Source organism: Sphingobium sp. B11D3D (assembly GCF_025961755.1).
Classification (GTDB): Bacteria; Pseudomonadota; Alphaproteobacteria; order Sphingomonadales; family Sphingomonadaceae; genus Sphingobium.
In genome coordinates, this window is record NZ_JAOQOG010000001.1 from 1,883,993 (window position 1) to 1,903,044 (window position 19,052).

Below are 19,052 nucleotides of genomic sequence, written 5' to 3' on the forward strand. Positions count from 1 at the left end.
GCTCACTATAGCAGCAGCCACTTCACGACGCACGCGCCAGCCAAGAGGACCAGACCGCATCCCCACCACGGGATGAGGGTGCCATCGTCATAATCTCCCAAGTCGACATACCGTTGCACCGCTTGCCTTTGACGCGCCCCGTATGCGCCGTCGCGGGATCGAATGTCAGCATCATTAAGATAGTGGTGAACGGCCTCCGGCGTCGCGTCGATTGGCAGTTCCTCCTGAAGCTCGCTTGCTAGCCGATCCACCTCAAGCCAATCTGTTGGCTCTCGTTGTTCGACAGCCAGAATGGCCGCTAAGCGGCTGCGTAGCTCGTCCATTTCCACGCCTACAGACTACAGGAGTTGGCGCTTGTTGCAACGGCCGCTTTCTACGCCAAGTCAGCCGTACAGACCTCCTGGGCTGTGTCTGAAATCGGACGTCGCATGCCCCTGAATTTTATCCAAGCCGCTCACCCTTCGTTATTCCCGCGCGCGCGGGAATCCAGCTGGAGCGTTGGTCCCGAATGTAAGCGTCGATCTGGATTCCCGCGTGCGCGGGAATGACGGCGTTTTGTGCCCCTGAGCTATCGACTTCCCGGTCAGCCCCATCCCTCACCTCACCTAAGTCACGGAACTGACTTGCAATCTTCATCCCCGTGACATCGCCTCGCAATCATCATGTCATGCACCTCTGCGATCAGGCCCCGCCTGAGCGGCAAATGCACCTTCCGCGAGCCGTGGCGGAACCAATTCAGGGGAAATCATGTCACATCTTACCGACGAAGCCCGCGCGCCCTACCGGACCGCGATGTCTAACGAGGCCAATCCCAACAGTCTGGAAGCGATTGTCGAGGCCAATCCTTCGCGCCGCACGATCATCAAGAACGGCCTGTTCGGCCTGTCGATCTTCCCGGTCGCGGCGATGCTCTCGGCCTGCGGGGAGGACAAGGATGGGATGGTGACCATTCCCAATCCCACGCCGACACCCAGCCCGACGCCGACCCCCACGCCCACGCCGGCGGTCAGCTACGCCATCGAGTTCACGTCGGTGGCCGCCAACCAGGACGACAAGGTCACCGTGCCGGCCGGCTATGACGTGAAAGTCCTGCTGAAGGCGGGCGATGCCATCGAGACCGGCGTCACCGGCTATGCCGGCAGCTTCCCGACGCCTGCGACGGCGGAGAAATGGGCCGGCGGCAATCATGACGGCATGGAATATTTCGAGCTGTCGGGCGTCGACCCCAACAAGGGCGGCCTGCTGGCGATCAATTTCGAATATCCCGATTTCAACATTCTGATGAACGGCAATTACGATGCCGCCACCGCCACCACGGACCAGAAGGCGCTTGCGCTCTCGGCCGTAGGCATTGGCGTGGTGGAAGTCGCCAAGGGCAGCGATGGCAACTGGGCGGTGAAGGCCGGCTCGCAATATAACAAGCGCTATACCGGCAACTCCAATTACCGCGCGGGTGGGCCGGCCGCCGGGCTGCTCTCCGGCACGATCAAGGGCATGCTCAACAATTGTTCGAGCGGCCGCACGCCGTGGGGCACCTACCTCACCTGCGAGGAAACGACGGACAATTATCTCGACCCCACGCGCCCCGAGCGGGATTATGGCTGGGTGGTCGAGATCGACCCGCTGCAGGAGCTGGCTCCGGCGACTAAGCGGACCGCCATGGGCCGGTTCAGCCACGAGAATGTCGCTCACCTCACCAACAGCGATCGCCGCGTGGCCTTCTACATGGGCGACGATTCGACGCCGGGCTGCATCTACAAGTTCGTGCCGGATCAGGCCTACAGCACCACCAACCGGGCGGCGAACAGCAACCTGCTCGACTATGGCACGCTCTATGTCGCCAAGTTCAATGCGGACGGCTCGGGCGAGTGGAAAGCGCTGGTGCAGGGCCAGAACGGCCTCGTCGCCAATGCGTCCGATCCGGGCGATGTCAGCCAATTCACGACGGCCCCTGCGCCGACGCCGGTGAGCTTCAACAGCCAGGCCGACGTGCTGATCAATTGCGCCTCGGCCGCGCGCGTTGCTGGTGGCACCGTGATGGATCGGCCGGAGTGGATCACGGTTTCGCCGGACGGCAAGGCGATCTTCGTGACGCTGACCAACAACAGCGGCCGCAAGGTGACGGATGCGGCGAACCCGCGCGTCACCAACCGCCACGGCCATATCCTCAAGTTCCGCGAGAGTGGCGATTCTCCGCTGGCGACCGGCTTCACCTGGGAACTGTTCCTGCTGGCCGGCGACCCCGGTTATGCAGCCGGCGGCACCAATCTGGTCGGCAACATCAATGGCGACACCTTCTCCAGCCCGGATGGCATCCGCATCGATCCGCAGGGGCGCCTGTGGGTGCAGACCGACCATAGCGTGCCGGGCACATCGGGCGCGAGCGGCGTCACCATCGAGCAGGTCGTCGGGCACAATGCGATGTTCTACATCGACCAGACGAGCAAGAAGAGCAAACGCTTCCTCGTCGGCCCGACGGGCTGCGAGATCACCGGCCTTGCCTATACGCCGGACCTCAAGACCTTCTTCGTGAACATCCAGCACCCGACCGGCAACTGGCCGATCGCCGGGGAGCAGCCGCGCTCCTCGACCGTCGTCATCACCCGGACGGACGGCAAGCCTGTCGGCGCCTGATCGGTTCACGATCCGACACAGCATCACCGCCGCGCCCACCCCGGCGCGGCGGTTTCTTGTTGGGCGCTACGGTCGAGACGGCTGGCCATGGCAGCGACACGGCGCTAAGGGGCCACATCACGTGCTTCCAGATCGAACGGACAGATTTCCATGGGTTTCAAATGCGGGATCGTCGGCCTGCCCAATGTCGGCAAGTCGACTCTCTTCAATGCGCTGACCGAGACGCAGGCCGCGCAGGCTGCCAACTATCCCTTCTGCACCATCGAGCCGAATGTCGGCCAGGTCTCGGTGCCGGATGCGCGGCTCGACAAGCTCGCGGCGATTGCCGGCAGCCAGAAGATCATTCCGACCCAGCTGGCCTTTGTGGATATCGCGGGCCTGGTGCGCGGCGCCTCCAAGGGCGAGGGCTTGGGCAACCAGTTCCTCGGCAACATCCGCGAAGTCGACGCGATCGTGCATGTGCTGCGCTGCTTCGAGAATGACGACATCCAGCATGTCGACAACCGCGTGGACCCCATTGCCGATGCCGAGACCGTCGAGACCGAGCTGATGCTCTCCGACCTTGAAAGCCTCGAAAAGCGCGTGCCGGCGTTCGCCAAGAAGGCGACCGGCGGCGACAAGGAAGCCAAGATCGCCGCAGCCGTGCTCGGCCGTGCGCTCGATCTGCTGCGTGAGGGCAAGCCGGCGCGGCTCGTCGAGATCAACGATGAGGAGGAAGCGCGCATCTTCCAGCAGGCGCAGCTACTGACCTCCAAGCCCGTGCTCTATGTGTGCAATGTCGAGGAAGAGAGCGCGGCCGAGGGCAATGCCTTCAGCGCCCGCGTGTTCGAGAAGGCCAAGGCCGAGGGCGCGCAAGCCGTGGTGGTCTCCGCCGCGATCGAGGCCGATCTCGTCACGATGCCAATCGAGGACCGCGCCGAATTCCTCGAGGCCATGGGTCTGGAGGAAGCCGGTCTGGCGCGCGTGATCCGCGCCGGCTACGACCTGCTGCACCTCATCACCTTCTTCACTGTCGGCCCCAAGGAAGCGCGCGCCTGGACGGTCCATCGCGGCGCCAGCGCACCGGAAGCGGCGGGCGAAATCCACAGCGATTTCCAGAAGGGCTTCATCCGCGCCGAAACCGTCGCCTTCGACGATTTCATCTCACTCGGCGGCGAAGCGAAGGCGCGTGAGGCCGGCAAGCTGCGCGCCGAAGGCAAGGCCTATGTGGTGCAGGACGGCGACGTGATGCACTTCCTTCACAGCTAGATCGGTGCGATAACCTCGCCATCATGTCGTTCCCCCGCCGACTCCTCTGCGCGCTGCTGACGCTGCTGCTGGCCTTGCCGGCGATGCAGGCCAGCGCATGCGCGCCGGGGAGCGAGGGGACGGGCGTCGCGCACCAAGCGAGCGCCGAGACTGCCGTGCCGCATGGCGACCACGCTGCCCATAGCGGCCATGCGCCGTCCGTGCCGGATGGGTCCAAGCCGGCGGTGGCACATCACGATTGCATTGGCTGCGTAGCGCCGATCGACAGCCGGACCTATCGCCCGGTCGATCGACTGTCCTTGCTGCCGGGCAAGGCGAACTGGTCCCCCAACCCTGCCCGGCTGACCGACTGGCTGGGTTCGCCCGACACGCCCCCTCCCCGACAGGTCCTCTGAACGCTTTTCCCACACAGCCTCAGACAGGACTTTTATATCATGAGTTTTCGATTGAACGTGGCTGCGAGCCTGCTCGCGGCAGCCTCGCCCGTTGCCCTCTTCGCGCAGGCGCCGATGGCCGGGCGTGAACATGCCGGACACCAGAGCGCCAGCCCGGTGACGCCGTCCGCCGAAAATGCTGGCGAGACGATGGACCATTCGACCATGGATCATGGCGCGATGGACCATGCCGGCATGAACCACTCTGGCATGGATCATTCGGGGATGGATCACGCCCAGCACAATGCCGAAGCGCCCGCCTCGGCGCCGAACCACATCCACCCCACCGACACCGCCCAACCTTATGTCGATGGCTCCGGCACGGCGCGGCTCCCGGCGGCGCAAGGCCCGATGAGCGGCCTTCATGCGATGAGCGGCGACTGGATGTTGATGGCGCACGGCAATGTCCAGCTCAATTACACCGACCACAAGGGGCCGCGCGGCGACGATCTGGTCTACGCCACCTCCATGCTGATGCTGGCGGCGGAGCGGGATCTCGGCGGCGCGCGGCTCACGCTCCGCTCGATGCTCAGCCTTGAACCGACCATGTCAGCGCGGGGCTACCCCAATCTCTTTGCCACGGGCGAGACGGCGGGCGGCGCGGCGCTGGTCGACCGCCAGCATCCGCACGATCTCTTCATGGAGCTGGCCGCGCGCCTGGACGTGGACATCGCGCCCGGCGCAAGCGTCTTCCTCTATGGCGGACCGGTCGGCGAGCCGGCGCTGGGGCCATCGGCCTTCATGCATCGGGCGAGCGCGCATTATAATCCCGAGCCGCCGATCACGCACCACTGGTTCGATTCCACCCATATCACTTATGGCGTGGTGACTGCGGGCGTCGCCTTGCCGCAATGGCAGCTCGAAGGCTCGGCCTTCCGGGGGCGTGAGCCGGATGAGGAGCGCTGGGGCATCGAGACGCCCAAGCTCGATAGCTGGTCGGTGCGGCTGAGCTGGACGCCGACGCCAAACTGGGCCGCGCAGGTCAGCCATGGCTTCCTCAAAAATCCCGAGACGCTTCATGGCGACCAGAACGAGCATCGTACCACGGCGAGCGTCCATTATGCGGACGGCGCCCTCTCGGCGACCGCGGCCTTCTCCGCCAAGAACCGCGACCCCGGCGATACGCTGACCGCCTGGCTCGGCGAGATCACTTACGACCTGACGCCGCGACACAGCCTGTTCGGCCGGGTCGAGAATGTCGCCAATGATGAGCTGATCCCCGATCATGACGATCCGCTCCACGACGTGCCGTTCCGCATCACCAAGATGCAGGCTGGCTATGCGTGGAACACCCCGATCGGTGACGGCCCGGTCCACCTCGCGCTTGGCGGCAGCGTCAATCTCTACGCCAAGCCCGCGGCGCTGGATGCGGTCTATGGGGATAATCCCTGGGGCTACACGCTGTTCGCGCGGCTTTCCTTGGGGCGCTGACATCAGCCTCCCCTCCTCCTGCAAGGAGGGGCCGGGGGTGGTGGCGCCAGCATCGCACAGTCAGTGTTTGACCGCGAGGTTGCTGCACCACCCCAACCCCTTCTCTGAGCCGCAGGCGAGCGAAGCTCAACAGGAGGGGCTAATTGAGCTGTCAGGCGTGGCCGACCCAGCCCCGCCATGTGAAGGCGGCGTAGAACAGCGCCACGTCCGCAAAGCCGCCGGCTCTCAAGATGGCTTCGTCTTCTTCAGGCGAGAGGCAGTGGAGGCTGGCGGCGACGGCGGCACGGGCCTTGGCGGTGTCCGCCGGGTCCGCGCCCATCGCCTTGGGGTAAGCCGCATAGCGGTCCAGCCAGACATCGCGGGTCTCGGCATCCTGCGGGAAGCTGCTATGGGCAGCGACGAAGGGCGCGCCTGCGCGCAGGCGGCGGTGGATTTGCTGCACGGTGCGCGTCCGCTCTGTGGGATCGAGAAAATGAAGGGTCAGGAGGCAGACCGCCGCGTCAAATGGCCCGTCCGGTGCGTCATCGATCAGCCCCTGCACCAGCTCGACGCGCTCCATCAGCGGACCGAGCTGCCGTTCGGCCAGTTTCAGCATTTCGCCGGCCGGGTCCACGCCCACGAAGCGCCAGTTTGGTTGTGCCTCCGCGAGCGCCTTCAATTCCATGCCGCCGCCCGCGCCGAGCACGAGCACCCTAGCCTCCGATGGGGCGCGCTCGGCGAGCAGCAGTCCGGTCATCCGGTGCAGCGCATCCAGCCCCGGCACGAAGCGGCGCGGGCTATCCCAGTAGCGCGCCGTGGCCGCCGGATCATCGAAGGCCTTGATGAACATGTCCGGGTCCACTGTCTCGTCCGGTGCGGTGTCGTGCGTGGTCATGGATTTTCGATCCTATGTTGGCCCGGATAATCGGGCGGCAAGAGACGGTGGAAGCCGGCGCTGAGACTGGCGAGCGTGACGGTGGCGTAGGAGTCGAGCAGCAACGACTCGGCCTGCCGCAGCGGTGCATCGAGCGCGGCGTTAACGGCTCGCTCGACCGCGCAGCCGGGGTTGTCGCTGCGATTGCCGATGGCGAAGAGCGGCGGCGCCCCGATGGCCCGATAAATATCGAGCAGCGTGACAGCCGCCGGATCGCAAGCGACCGACCAGCCCCCGCCATGCCCCTTTTCCGAGCGGACATAACCGGCATCCCGCAGCCCGCCCATGACGCGCCGGATCACCACCGGGTTGGTCTGCATGATCCTGGCCAGCATCTCCGATGTAACCGGACGCTGCTGCTCGGCCATGTGGAGGAGGACGTGAAGGACGCCGGACAATTTGCTGCTGTTGCGACTCATGCAACATATCATGTTACATATTCGCGCCCTGTTCAAGCCAAATGAGCGCCGCTTGCCCTTCTTGCCCTCGCCGCTTAGGCAAACGGTCATCCGATCCCGGAACCGAAGGCACAGACATGGACTATTATTGGGAAGACCTGGAACTCGGCCTCACCGAGCATTTCGGCCCGTTCGAAGTGGATCGCGATGAAGTGATCGCCTTTGCCGAGCGCTATGATCCGCAGCCCTTCCACCTCGATGAAGAAGCCGCCGCCAAGACGCATTTCGGCCGTCTCGCGGCGAGCGGCTGGCAGACCTGCGCGATGATGATGGGCGCGATGGTGCGGGCGCGGCAGAATAGCGGCGGCTGGCAGGCCAATGCGCTGGGCGCGATGGGTCTGGACGAACTGCGCTGGCGCCGGCCGGTTTTCCCGGGTGACGTGCTACGCGGATCGAGCGAGTTGGTCGAGAAGCTGGAATCGCGCAGCCGTCCGGAGACGGGCATCCTCAAATGGCGCACCCGCCTGCTCAATCAGGACGATCAGGAAGTGCTCAGCCTCGTCTCCGTCGTGCTCCATCGTCGCCGCCCGAAGGCCTGATGCGACGAATGCTGCACAAGATGTATTGATCTCTCAACATCCTTGCTGCACCCTGTGCGCGTCGGCCATGGGGGCGGCAAGGAGAGGATCATGAAGGACGACAAGGCTGTGCCGGGTGCGCTCGCACCATCGCGGCGGACGTTCATCGCCGGGGCGGCAGCGCTCGGCATCGGCAGCACCAGCGCGCTTGCAAGGGCCGCAACGCAGGAGGGCACCGTGCCGTCGCAGCCCTGGTTCGAGGCGTATCTAGCCGCGTTCAACCGCGCCGACGAAGCGGTTTTCAGCGCTTATTATGCCGATGACGTGCAGTTCTTCGGCCAGGCCGCGCAGGTAACCGGCCGACAGGCGGTGATCGATTTCTATCGCGGTGTGCGCAAGCATCTGCACGAGAAGGTCGATCTGCTGACCTATGTGGGCGATCCGTCCGGCGCGCATATCCTCGCGGTGCTGCGCACGACGCTGGTGGCCCATACCGACTGGCCCGACATGCCCACCGGTGCGCTCAAGGCGGGCGACACGCGCTCGAGCGTCAACTTCGTCATGTACGACATCAAGGATGGTCGGTTCACGCGGGTCCGCTCGGCCCGGTTCAGTCCGCAGAAGGGGCGCAGCGCATGACACAGGAAGAGCGCTTCCGGGCCTATATCGCCTCGTTCAACGCGCAGGACTGGCCCGCGCTGGTGAAGAATTACGCGCCGGACGTGCATCTGGTCATCGGCAATGGCACAGAGCTGATCGGGCACGATGCCATTGTCGCCTTCTACAAGAAGGTGAACCAGCAGACGCGGCGGATCATCCAGGTCCGCAATGTCTTCACCGACGGCAAGCGGCTGGTCGCCGAGCTGGAATCGGAGTTTCTGGCCACGGTCGATGCGCCCGATTTCACCTCCGGCCCGCTCAAGAAGGGCGACCGCATCCACATCAATAGCTTCGCGCTGTATGAATATGTGGGCGACGTCTTCACCAACATCCGCTCGGCGGTGTTCCGGCGGGAATTCATCCCGGCCGGCAAGAGCGAATAAGCAGAGCGAACAGGCCGCGCCGGCTCAATGCCGGCCGAACAGCTTCTCGATGTCGCCATGCGCCAGCTTGATCCAGGTCGGCCGGCCATGGTTGCATTGCCCGCTATGGGGGGTGACCTCCATCTCGCGGAGCAGCGCGTTCATTTCTGCCACGGAGAGCACCCGCCCTGCCCGAACCGAGCCGTGGCAGGCCATGGTCGCCGCGACAAGATCGAGCCGGGCCTTGAGCGAGGCGGCATCGCCAAGCGCGGCCAGATCGTCGGCGAGATCGCGGACGAGGCCGGGCACGTCGCTGGTGCCAAGTAGGGCCGGTGCAGCGCGGACGAGAATTGCGGCCGGGCCGAAGCGCTCGACCTCCAAACCGAGTTCGGCCAGCTCGGCGGCGCGCGCCTCGATCCGGTCGCAGGCCGGCTCATCCAGCTCGACCACTTCCGGCAACAGCAGCGCCTGCCGCGCGACCGCGCCGTCGGCCAAAGCCCGCCGCATCCGCTCCAGCACGAGGCGTTCGTGCGCGGCATGCTGATCGACCAGCACCAGCCCATCCTCGGCTTCGGCGACGATATAGGTTCGCGCCACCTGCCCGCGCGCCACGCCCAACGGAAACTCGCGATGCTCGGCCGGCGGCTGCGCGACCGGCGCTTCCGCCCGGCCAGACGGTGCGAAACCGGTGAAACGGGCTTGGCGGTCCGCGAACAGCGGCGCGGCGCTATAAGCACCGCCGGATGACGGCGCCCGCCAAGTTGTGGGAGCCTCGGGTGCCGGCGCCTCTTCGCGCTGCCACAGATCGGCGGCGCTGGCCTCGGGCCGGTTGGCGACGCGCATCCCGGCATCATCGAGCGCCCGGCGCAGGCCGCTGACGATCATCCCGCGCATGAAGGCGGGATCGCGGAAGCGTACTTCTGTCTTGGCAGGGTGCACGTTCACGTCCACGTCCGGCATCGGCACATTCAGGAACAAGGCCAGCACCGGATGCCGGTCCCGCGCGATGAAATCGGCATAGGCGCCGCGCACAGCGCCCACCAGCAGGCGGTCGCGCACCGGGCGGCCGTTGACGAAGAGATACTGATGATCGGCCGAGCCGCGATGATAGGTGGGCAACGAGGCGACGCCGCTGATCGTCACCGCCTCCCGTTCCAGCGACACGATGACGTGATTGTCGGCCAGCTCGCGATCGATGAGCTGGGCGACGCGATCCTCGCGGGTCTGCCCGCCCGGCAGCGAGAACACCCGGCGTCCGTCATGCTCCAGCACGAAGGCGACATCGTTGCGCGCCATGGCGAGGCGCCGGACGATGTCGAGGCAGGCGGCATATTCCGACCGGGCCGAGCGCAGGAACTTGCGGCGCGCCGGAACGCGCTCGAACAGCCCATTCATCTCCACCCTCGTGCCGGGCGCCATCGCGCAGGGGGCAGCGGTGGCCAGCACGCCATTGTCGCACACCACGCGCCAGCCATCCGCATCGCGCTGGCGGCTGGCGATGCTGAGGCGCGAGACGCTGCCGATGGAGGGCAGCGCCTCACCCCGAAAACCGAGCGTCCTGACCGCCTCAATGGCCTCGTCCGGCAGCTTGGATGTGGCGTGGCGCTCCAGCGCGAGGGGCAGATCGTCGCGGCTCATGCCATGGCCATCATCGGTGACGCTCAGGCCACCGAGGCCGCCCTGCTGCAGCGAGATCGCAACGGAGCGGGCCTGCGCATCCAGCGCGTTTTCCAGCAACTCCTTGAGCGCGCTCGCAGGGCGCTCGACCACCTCTCCGGCGGCAATTCGATTAACGAGGGACTCGGGGAGGCGGCGTATTGACATTGGATTGCGACTAGACCAAGCGAGCCTCCTACGCGAGCGAAAGCCACCCCTTTTTCCGGTGGCTGGAGTCGGCAGGGCGGGCATTCCCCGGAGCATCTGAAAGCCGCGTCCTCACCGGCGCGACCGGCATGAACAGGACAGTCAATGGCGTTCTTCTCCAATTGGTTCAAGTTCACTTCCAGGGACATGGCGATCGACCTCGGCACGGCCAACACAGTGGTCTATGTGCGCGGTCACGGCATTGTCCTCAATGAACCATCCGTGGTTGCGGTGGAGACGATCAACGGCGTGAAGCGCGTCAAGGCCGTCGGCGAAGACGCCAAGCTGATGATGGGCAAGACGCCGGAATCCATCGAGGCCATCCGCCCGCTGCGCGACGGCGTGATCGCCGACATCGACATTGCCGAGCAGATGATCAAATGGTTCATCAGCAAGGTCCATGGCCACCGCCGCTTCCCCCGCTTCCCCGAGATCGTGATCTGCGTGCCGTCCGGCTCGACCAGCGTCGAGCGCCGCGCGATCCGTGATGCCGCCAGCAATGCCGGCGCGAGCCAGGTCTTCCTGATCGAGGAGCCAATGGCCGCTGCGATCGGCGCCGATATGCCCGTGACCGAGCCCATCGGCTCAATGGTCGTTGACATTGGCGGCGGCACGACCGAGGTCGCCGTGCTCTCGCTGCGCGGCCTGGCCTACACCACCAGCGTGCGCGTGGGCGGTGACAAGATGGATGAAGCCATCGTCTCCTATGTCCGTCGCCACCACAATCTGCTGATCGGCGAGGCCACGGCCGAGCGGATCAAGAAGGAATATGGCATCGCCCAGAAGCCGGCCGACGGCGTGGGCGCGACGATCCACATCAAGGGCCGCGACCTCGTGAACGGCGTGCCGAAGGAAATCGCGATCAATCAGGGCCAGATCGCCGATGCGCTGGCCGAGCCCATTGGCACCATCGTGGAAGGCGTGCGCATCGCGCTTGAAAACACCGCGCCGGAGCTGGCCGCCGATATCGTCGATCAGGGCATCGTCCTCACCGGCGGCGGCGCGCTGCTCAAGGGGCTGGACGAGGAACTGCGCGACGAGACGGGGCTTCCCGTGACCGTTGCGGAAGACCCGCTGACCTGCGTCGCCATCGGCACGGGGCGCGCGATGGAGGACCCGGTCTTCCGCGGCGTGCTCCAGACCGCCTAAGCCCGAGGTTGTTCGCATGGCGCCACCCGGCAACAGGCGCCCCGGCTTCAACCGGAAAGCGCAATATGGACTGTTCGCCAGCTATGTGATCGCGCTGCTCGGCGCGGTCACTGGCCTGCTGATGCTGATCGTCTCCATTGCCGATCCCGCTGGCTTTGCTGGCCTGCGGTCGGCGGCGGCGGAAGTCACGCGCCCCATCTCCAGCAATCTGCGCTCGGTCGTCGTCGGCGTCGGCAATATCGAGGAAGAGTTTGCCGCCTATATCAACGCAGGCTCGCAGAACGCCGCCCTGCGCCGGCAGGTGGAAGCGAACCGCACGCGCCTCATCGAGGCCGAAGCGATCCGCCAGGAGAATATCCGCCTGCGCGACCTGCTCAAGCTGACCGAAACCGATCAGGGCGTCGTTGCTGCCGGCCATCTGATTTCCTCTACACCGGCGAGCGCCGCCCGCCTGGCGCGCCTCGACATGGGCCGCAGCGAGGGCGTGAGCGCGGGCATGCCGGTGCGCGCGCCGGAGGGCCTGGTTGGCCGCGTGCTGCGTGCCGGGCCGAACACCGCCGACGTCCTACTGCTCATCGATGAAGGCAATATCGTGCCGGTACGACGCACGAGCGACAATATTCCGGGCATTAGCTCCGGCCGGGGCGACGGCACGGTCGAGATCCGCGCCCTCAATGCCGAGCGCAATCCCTTCAAGCCCGGTGATGTGCTGGTCACGTCCGGCATTGGCGGCCTGTATCGCTCTAATATCCCCGTGGCGATCGTCGCGCGGCGCGAAGGCGAGAAGGCCATCGCCATTCCGCTCGCCAATCCCTCGCGCGTTGAGCTGGTGGTCGTGCAGGCTCCGTTCCGGCCGGAAGAAGCCGAGCGTGCCGGCAATGCCGCGCAGCCGCCCGCCGCGCCATGAACAGCCGCTACAGCAACCGGATCGGCCGCAAGCGGACCTGGCTGCACCTGCGCGGCGTGCCGGTCGCGTCCGTCATTCTGGGATCGATGCTGGCGCCGCTCATGCCGGTCATCGCGCAGACCCCCCTGCTCCCGCCGTTCGGCCTGATGATGCTGATCGCCTGGCGGGTGCTGCGTCCGGACATCTGGCCGCTGTGGATCGGCGTGCCGCTGGGGCTGGCCGATGATCTTATGAACGGGCAGCCGGTCGGCAGCGCCGTATTTCTGTGGACGATCCTGCTGCTCGCTTTCGACTTTGAGGGGCAGCGGAACCTGTGGCGCGATTACTGGCATGGCTGGCTACTCGGCTCGCTGGCAATCGGCTTTGCGCTGGCCGGTGGCTGGCTTGCCGTACATCTCTCCGGCCATGGCGGGGAAATCATTCAAATCCTCCCGCAGTTCCTCTATAGTGTCGCCTTGTTCCCCTTCATCGTGCGCATCTGTGCCGCGTTGGACAAATGGCGGCTTCCGTGATTTCCTTCCGCAAGATCCTGTTCCCCAACAAAGTCGTCACCCCCGCCAGCCAGGCCTACAGCTTCAACCGCCGCACCTTCGTGCTCGGTGGGGCGCAACTGGCGGTGGGCGGCCTGCTGGTGGGGCGCATGGGGTGGATCGCCATTGCAGAGAATGAGAAGTACCAGCTCCTTTCCGACAGCAACCGCATCAACCTGACCATCACCCCGCCACGGCGCGGCTGGATTCTGGATCGGCGCGGGCAGGCGCTGGCCTCGAACCGCACCAATTTCCGTGTCGACATCATTCCCGATCGCCTGCGCGACCGGGAGCGGGTGGTGCGCGAGTTGGCCACGCTGCTGGCCCTGACGCCCAATGATGTGGACCGCATAAACGAGCATCTTGACCGCGCGGCGGGCTATCAGCCCGTTCAGGTGGCCGACGACCTGAGCTACGAGCAATATGCGGCGCTCTCGGTGCGGTTGCCCGATTTTCCCGGCGTCGTGCCCTCGCAAGGCTTTTCGCGTTACTATCCTGCTGGCCCGCCAGTCGGCCATCTACTCGGTTATGTCGGCACGCCGTCAGCCGAAGAATATAACGCATCGCGCGACCCCTTGCTGATCACGCCAGGCTTCAAGCTCGGCAAGCAGGGTCTGGAGAAGTCGCTCAATTCCGTTCTCACCGGCAAGCCCGGTGCCCGCCGCGTGGAAGTGACGGCGCGCGGGGCGATGGTGCGCGACCTCGAAACCCGGCCCGATACGCCGGGCCGCTCGATCAAGCTGACCATCGATGCTGGCCTGCAGGAATTTGCCGGCCGGCGGCTGGGCACGCAAAGCGGCGCCGTGGTGATCATGGATTGCCACACCGGGGACATTCTCTGCTCGACCTCGATGCCGAGCTTCGACCCCAACAGCTTCTCCGAGGGCATTTCGCATCACGAATGGCAGATGCTCTCGCAAGACGACCATGTGCCGCTGCGCAACAAGACGCTGGGCGGGCTGTATCCGCCCGGATCGACCGTCAAGCCGATGATCGCCCTCTCCTTCCTCGAAGCCGGGTTGCCAGCGGATGCGACGGTGAACTGCACCGGGGCGCTGCGGGTGGGCAATCGCCTGTTCCACTGCCATGCGCGCCGGGGCCATGGCACGACGAACATGCACCGCGCCATCGAGCAGAGCTGCAACATCTATTTCTATTACTTCGCCCAGAAGATCGGCATGGACGCCATCGCCATGATGGCGCGGCGGCTGGGCCTCGGCCAGCGCTTCGACCTGCCCTTCCCCAACCAGAGCTATGGCACCGTGCCGGACCCGGCCTGGAAGATGAAGAAATACAACCAGCCCTGGCAGACCTATGACACGGTCAACGCGACCATCGGCCAGGGCTATATGCTGGTGAACCCGACACAGATGTGCGTGATGGCCGCGCGCCTCGCCACCGGGCTCGATCTCGATCCGCACTTCATCGTCGATGGCAAGCGCCATCAGGGCGAGCCGCTGGGCGTGTCGCTCGAGCATCTTACGGTCATCCGCAATGCCATGAAGGATGTGGTCAACGGCGGCGGCACCGGCCGTGCAGCGCGGCTGGACGTTCCCGGCGTGATGCTCGCCGCCAAGACCGGCACGGCGCAGGTCGGGGCGATCAGCACCCGCGGCCAGCGCGCGGCAAGCCAGCCCTTCCGCCTGCGCGATCACGCCCTGTTCCAGGGCTTCGCGCCGCATGACAATCCGCGCTACGCCATCGCCACGATCATCGAACATGGCGGGCACATGGACCGGGTGCAGGACGCGCCGATGATCTCGGGCGATTGCATCACCTATCTCTACGATCCCGCCAAGGCGATGGAGAAGCTGCAGCGCTTCGAAGCGACCTGGGGCGGCACGCCGCAGATGCGCATGGAACGCCAGCTCAACGCCTTCCGCATTGCGCGCGGCCTTGAGTCTGCGCCCCTCATGCCCGAGCCCGGCAATGCGGCCTCCCCGGCCGCCCCGACTCCCGCCACCCCGGCGCAGACCGGGAGCGAAGACGGCGCCAATACAAGCGAGGATGGTGACATCGATGCCCCCGTCGGCCCCGGCACCCGCGACACCGACTGAACCGCACGCGGTTTTCTCGCAAAGCAGCATCTTTTTTCGCCGCGCCTCGGATTTTTTGTTGGCATCCTGAAAACACCATGTTAACGGCCCACCTCCCGACGGGATGTTGATCAAACGATCAACGAGCCGCCGAAGTGGACGCATAGCTCAGTTGGTAGAGCAGCTGACTCTTAATCAGCGGGTCCTTGGTTCGAGCCCAAGTGCGTCCACCACTTTTCTCCTAAATTTCAATCTCTAGAGCGAAGCGAGACATTGCTTCCGCTTTAGGTTCCAGGCGTCCAGCGGCAGCCGCCGTTCGTCATCTGGAAAGTAGCATCGGGTTTTCCCGTTCGATATTGACGCGCGCCCGTCCTATCGGATATTTCCGATGGATGAACACCGATAACGCCCTCGGCATTCTGGCGGCCCTCTCCCACCCGATCCGGCTGACGACCTTCCAGTTGCTCGTGCGGCATGAGCCGGAGGGCCTTTCGACGGGTCAGCTTGTCGCGGCGAGCGGGCTGACGCAGAGCACATTCTCGACCCATCTGGCAGTCATGGCGAAGGCAGGGCTGGTGATCTCGGAAAAGCGGGGGCGCCAGCAAATCCAGCGCGCCAATATCGCAGCTTTACGCGATCTGATGCTCTTCCTCGCCAAGGATTGCTGCCAGGGCCGCGCGGATTTGTGTGCGCCGCTGCTTGCCGAACTCTCCTGCTGCTGAAGGACGGGATCATGACCACCATCGTCATCTATCATAACCCCGATTGCGGAACCTCGCGCAACACGCTGGCGCTCATCCGCAATTCCGGGGTCGAGCCGCATGTCATTGAATATCTGAAATGCCCGCCGACGCGAGCGCTGCTCGCCCAGATGATCGCGCGGGCCGGGCTGACGCCGCGCGCACTGCTGCGGGAAAAGGGCACGCCGTTTGCCGAACTCGGACTGGATGATGAGAGCCTGAGCGATGACGCGCTGCTTGATGTCATGATGGCGCACCCGATCCTCATCAATCGCCCGCTGGTGGTCACGCCGCTGGGCGTGCGGCTTTGTCGCCCGTCCGAGCTTGTCCTCGATATCCTGCCCGATGCGCAGCGCGGCGCCTTCACCAAGGAGGATGGCGAGCCGGTCGTCGATGCCGCCGGGCAGCGGGTGAGCTGATGGGCACGTTCGAGCGCTATCTCTCGCTCTGGGTGGCCCTGTGCATCGTCGTCGGCATTCTGCTTGGGCAGGCCGTGCCCGGTGTCTTCGCCGCGATCGCATCGGCCGAAGTGGCGCAAGTGAACCTCATCGTCGCCGCCCTGATCTGGCTGATGATCGTGCTGGTCGAAGTGCGGGTGATGCTCTCCGTTGTCGCAATCGTGAAGCGCAGCCGGCCCTGGTATGAAAGGAACCTCGTTTCGTGAGCCGTGTGCGCATCCTGCCCGATCCTGATCATCTTCCGGCGCTCGACCGTTCCTATGCGATACCCAGGCCCGCCCTCGGGATTGGCGAGGATCAGCCGCCGCCCCGCATCCTGCTGCTCTACGGGTCGCTCCGGGAGCGGTCCTTCTCGCGCCTTGCGGTCGAGGAAGCCGCGCGCCTGCTGCGGTTCTTCGGCGCGGAGCCCCGCATCTTCGATCCCTCGGACCTGCCGCTGCCCGATCAGGTGCCCGGCGACGATCACCCGGCCGTGCATGAGCTGCGCGCGCTGTCGCTGTGGTCGGAGGGACAGGTCTGGTGCAGCCCGGAGCGGCATGGGCAGATCACCGGCATCATGAAAGCGCAGATCGATCATCTGCCGCTGGAGATGAAAGGCCTGCGCCCGACACAGGGCCGGACGCTCGCGGTCATGCAGGTGTCGGGCGGATCGCAGTCCTTCAACGCGGTCAACACGCTCCGCCTGCTGGGCCGCTGGATGCGGATGTTCACCATCCCCAACCAGTCGTCGGTGGCCATGGCCTATAAGGAGTTCGATGAGGCCGGCCGCATGAAGCCCTCCAGCTATTATGACCGCATCGTCGATGTGATGGAGGAGCTGGTGCGGATCACCGTGCTCATGCGGCCGCATGCGGCGCAACTGGTCGACCGCTATTCCGAACGGAAAGCGCGGGGTGTCAGCGTGGATCCTTCCGCGGACCGCGCGGCGGCGGCGCTGACCGATGGGCGATGAGCGCCGATAGGGCGGTCAGGACTATGCGGCCGACCCCAAGGCGATGCCAAGCGGTGGTTCTTGCTGATACCCAACAGTCCCTTGCCCGACCGCGTTCTGCCGTGTAGCAGGCGGGCAATCGCAAGGACCCGGTGAAACCCCGGGTGGCTATTCCGGCCGCCGATCCGCCGGACAACATCACACATGCAACTCCCCCCGCGCCCAATGTGCGCCATGTGCCTTGTTGTGGAATCCGCATGACCTCTCATCTGACATCTTACCGCCGCCAGTGGTTCACTGACGGACCGACCGCCCGTCGCGACATCTTGGCGGGCGTCGTCGTCGCTCTCGCCCTCATTCCGGAGGCGATCGGCTTTTCGATCATCGCCGGCGTCGATCCGCGCGTTGGCCTTTATGCGTCCGTCGCGATTGCCATGACCATCGCCCTGATCGGCGGCCGCCCGGGCATGATCTCTGCGGCCACGGCGGCTGTCGCCGTCCTCGTCGTGCCGCTCGTCCGCGAGCATGGGGTCGACTATCTCTTCGCGGCCACCATCCTGATGGGCCTTATCCAGATGATCGCGGGTCTGCTGCGCCTCGATCTGGTGATGCAGTTCGTGTCCCGCTCGGTCATCACGGGCTTCGTCAACGCGCTGGCGGTCCTCATCTTCCTGGCTCAGTTGCCCCAGCTGACCAATGTCGGGTGGCAGACATATGCCATGGTCGCCGGCGGCCTGGTCATCATCTATGGCTTCCCGCGCATCACGAAGGCCATCCCCTCGCCGCTCGTCGCCATCCTCGTGCTCAGCGCAATCAGCATCGGCATGGGCCTGCCGGTCAACACGGTAGGCGATATGGGCAAGCTGCCCGAGGGACTGCCCAGCCTGGCGCTGCCCAACGTGCCCTTGACCCTCGATACCCTGCGGATCATCCTACCCTATTCCCTGACGATGGCTGCGGTCGGCCTGCTGGAATCCCTGCTTACCGCGCAGATCGTCGACGACATGACCGATACGGACAGTAACAAGCGGGTCGAATGCGCCGGCCAGGGCGGCTCCAACATCGTCGCCGCGCTGTTTGGCGGCATGGGCGGGTGCGCGATGATCGGCCAGTCGGTGATCAACGTCACGTCGGGCGGCCGTGGACGCCTCTCGACCTTCGTCGCCGGTGCCTTCCTCCTCTTCCTTCTGGCCGTGCTCGGGCCGTTCGTAGGCCGGGTGCCGATGCCGGCGCTGGTCGCGGTGATGATCATGGTCTCGATTGGTACGTTCAGCTGGAACTCCATCCCCAATCTGCGCCGCCATCCTGCAACCTCGTCAGTGGTGATGCTGACCACGGTCATCGTGGTCGTCGCCACGCATGACCTCTCGCTTGGCGTGCTGGCGGGCGTGCTGCTCTCCGGCATCTTCTTCGCCGGTAAGGTCCAGCGCATGTTCGCCGTCGAGCGTGACGAAACTGCGGACGGCGCGCAGGCCATCTACCGCGTGACTGGCGAGATTTTCTTCGCGTCGGTCGACCGCTTCACCCGCGCGTTCCAATCGGAAGGCACAGCGACGCGCGTCGTCATCGACGTGACCGGCGCGCATTTCTGGGACATCTCGGCTGTCGGGGCGCTCGACAAGATCGTCGCGCGACTCCGCCGCGATGGACGCGAGGTCGAGGTCGTGGGCTACAACCGCGCCAGCGCCGACATTGTCGACCGCTTCGCGTTGCACGACAAAACCGGCGTAGAAATGGGGCTTGCGCCGCACTGATCGAAGCTGCGGCGAATGAAGGGCTT

General features: G+C 65.4%; 19 protein-coding genes, 1 tRNA gene and 1 other annotated feature. Of the genes, 17 read left to right on the top strand and 3 right to left on the bottom strand.

Features of this window, described 5'->3' with window-relative positions; genetic code table 11:
• The first annotated feature begins 747 nt into the window (after positions 1-747).
• The 4 genes from M2334_RS08885 to M2334_RS08900 all read left to right on the top strand — a co-directional run bounded on the left by M2334_RS08885 (position 748) and on the right by M2334_RS08900 (position 5,747).
• Positions 748-2,634: a PhoX family protein gene (locus M2334_RS08885; protein WP_264605239.1), complete on the top strand. Its 1,887-nt coding sequence runs from the start codon at positions 748-750 to the stop codon at positions 2,632-2,634.
• A 150-nt stretch (positions 2,635-2,784) separates the two neighbouring features.
• Positions 2,785-3,882: a redox-regulated ATPase YchF gene (ychF, locus tag M2334_RS08890; protein WP_181559600.1), complete on the top strand. Its 1,098-nt coding sequence runs from the start codon at positions 2,785-2,787 to the stop codon at positions 3,880-3,882.
• 23 nt (positions 3,883-3,905) lie between these two features.
• The gene (locus M2334_RS08895; protein ID WP_264594521.1) at positions 3,906-4,277 is read left to right on the top strand and encodes a hypothetical protein; all 372 of its coding nucleotides are present in this window, start codon (positions 3,906-3,908) and stop codon (positions 4,275-4,277) included.
• Positions 4,278-4,316: 39 nt separating this feature from the next.
• The gene (locus M2334_RS08900) at positions 4,317-5,747 is read left to right on the top strand and encodes a hypothetical protein (RefSeq protein WP_264605240.1); all 1,431 of its coding nucleotides are present in this window, start codon (positions 4,317-4,319) and stop codon (positions 5,745-5,747) included.
• Between the two features lie 151 nt (positions 5,748-5,898).
• Here M2334_RS08900 and M2334_RS08905 read toward each other — a convergent pair whose 3' ends face one another.
• The gene (locus M2334_RS08905; RefSeq protein ID WP_264594523.1) at positions 5,899-6,621 is read right to left on the bottom strand and encodes a class I SAM-dependent methyltransferase; all 723 of its coding nucleotides are present in this window, start codon (positions 6,619-6,621) and stop codon (positions 5,899-5,901) included.
• On the bottom strand, positions 6,618-7,079 hold the full coding sequence (locus M2334_RS08910) for an Rrf2 family transcriptional regulator (protein ID WP_264594524.1): 462 nt from the start codon (positions 7,077-7,079) through the stop codon (positions 6,618-6,620). The genes M2334_RS08905 and M2334_RS08910 overlap by 4 nt, the downstream gene beginning before the upstream one ends.
• Positions 7,080-7,195: 116 nt before the next feature.
• On the opposite strand from M2334_RS08910, the gene M2334_RS08915 reads away from it, so the two are divergent.
• The 3 genes from M2334_RS08915 (at position 7,196) to M2334_RS08925 (ending at position 8,679) form a co-directional block, all read left to right on the top strand.
• A complete protein-coding gene (locus tag M2334_RS08915) occupies positions 7,196-7,657 on the top strand; it encodes a MaoC family dehydratase (RefSeq protein WP_264572768.1) in 462 nt (153 codons plus the stop codon).
• Between the two features lie 90 nt (positions 7,658-7,747).
• Positions 7,748-8,275 carry a nuclear transport factor 2 family protein gene (locus tag M2334_RS08920; RefSeq protein ID WP_264594525.1) on the top strand — a complete coding sequence of 176 codons (528 nt, stop codon included), beginning with the start codon at positions 7,748-7,750 and terminating at the stop codon, positions 8,273-8,275.
• On the top strand, positions 8,272-8,679 hold the full coding sequence (locus M2334_RS08925) for a nuclear transport factor 2 family protein (protein WP_264594526.1): 408 nt from the start codon (positions 8,272-8,274) through the stop codon (positions 8,677-8,679). Before M2334_RS08920 ends, M2334_RS08925 begins: the two co-directional genes overlap by 4 nt.
• Positions 8,680-8,703: 24 nt before the next feature.
• On the opposite strand, the gene mutL is transcribed toward M2334_RS08925, so the two are convergent.
• A complete protein-coding gene (gene mutL, locus M2334_RS08930; RefSeq protein ID WP_264594527.1) occupies positions 8,704-10,482 on the bottom strand; it encodes a DNA mismatch repair endonuclease MutL in 1,779 nt (592 codons plus the stop codon).
• Between the two features lie 144 nt (positions 10,483-10,626).
• Here mutL and M2334_RS08935 point away from each other — a divergent pair, with 144 nt between their 5' ends.
• The 10 genes from M2334_RS08935 (at position 10,627) to M2334_RS08980 (ending at position 19,026) form a co-directional block, all read left to right on the top strand.
• Positions 10,627-11,670 (top strand): rod shape-determining protein, encoded by a 1,044-nt coding sequence (locus M2334_RS08935; protein WP_181559593.1) that lies wholly within the window; start codon positions 10,627-10,629, stop codon positions 11,668-11,670.
• A 16-nt stretch (positions 11,671-11,686) separates the two neighbouring features.
• Positions 11,687-12,577, top strand: coding sequence for a rod shape-determining protein MreC (gene mreC / locus M2334_RS08940; RefSeq protein WP_181559592.1), 891 nt, complete (start codon positions 11,687-11,689; stop codon positions 12,575-12,577).
• Positions 12,574-13,089 carry a rod shape-determining protein MreD gene (locus M2334_RS08945; protein ID WP_264572764.1) on the top strand — a complete coding sequence of 172 codons (516 nt, stop codon included), beginning with the start codon at positions 12,574-12,576 and terminating at the stop codon, positions 13,087-13,089. The genes mreC and M2334_RS08945 overlap by 4 nt, the downstream gene beginning before the upstream one ends.
• Complete coding sequence (gene mrdA, locus M2334_RS08950) at positions 13,074-15,164, top strand: penicillin-binding protein 2 (protein ID WP_264594528.1); 2,091 nt, start codon at positions 13,074-13,076, stop codon at positions 15,162-15,164. The genes M2334_RS08945 and mrdA overlap by 16 nt, the downstream gene beginning before the upstream one ends.
• Before the next feature lie 136 nt (positions 15,165-15,300).
• A tRNA-Lys gene (locus tag M2334_RS08955) sits at positions 15,301-15,376 on the top strand.
• Between the two features lie 159 nt (positions 15,377-15,535).
• Positions 15,536-15,865: an ArsR/SmtB family transcription factor gene (locus M2334_RS08960; protein ID WP_264594529.1), complete on the top strand. Its 330-nt coding sequence runs from the start codon at positions 15,536-15,538 to the stop codon at positions 15,863-15,865.
• An 11-nt stretch (positions 15,866-15,876) separates the two neighbouring features.
• On the top strand, positions 15,877-16,302 hold the full coding sequence (gene arsC, locus M2334_RS08965; RefSeq protein WP_264605241.1) for an arsenate reductase (glutaredoxin): 426 nt from the start codon (positions 15,877-15,879) through the stop codon (positions 16,300-16,302).
• Positions 16,302-16,547, top strand: coding sequence for a hypothetical protein (locus M2334_RS08970; RefSeq protein ID WP_413714739.1), 246 nt, complete (start codon positions 16,302-16,304; stop codon positions 16,545-16,547). The genes arsC and M2334_RS08970 overlap by 1 nt, the downstream gene beginning before the upstream one ends.
• Positions 16,544-17,293 (top strand): arsenical resistance protein ArsH, encoded by a 750-nt coding sequence (arsH, locus tag M2334_RS08975; RefSeq protein WP_319801010.1) that lies wholly within the window; start codon positions 16,544-16,546, stop codon positions 17,291-17,293. Before M2334_RS08970 ends, arsH begins: the two co-directional genes overlap by 4 nt.
• Positions 17,294-17,414: 121 nt before the next feature.
• Positions 17,415-17,470 (top strand) — a sequence feature (sul1 is cis-regulatory element that is thought to sense ions involved in sulfur or methionine metabolism; They are found in Alphaproteobacteria).
• A gap of 59 nt (positions 17,471-17,529) precedes the next feature.
• A complete protein-coding gene (locus M2334_RS08980; protein WP_264587161.1) occupies positions 17,530-19,026 on the top strand; it encodes a SulP family inorganic anion transporter in 1,497 nt (498 codons plus the stop codon).
• Positions 19,027-19,052: the final 26 nt, after the last annotated feature.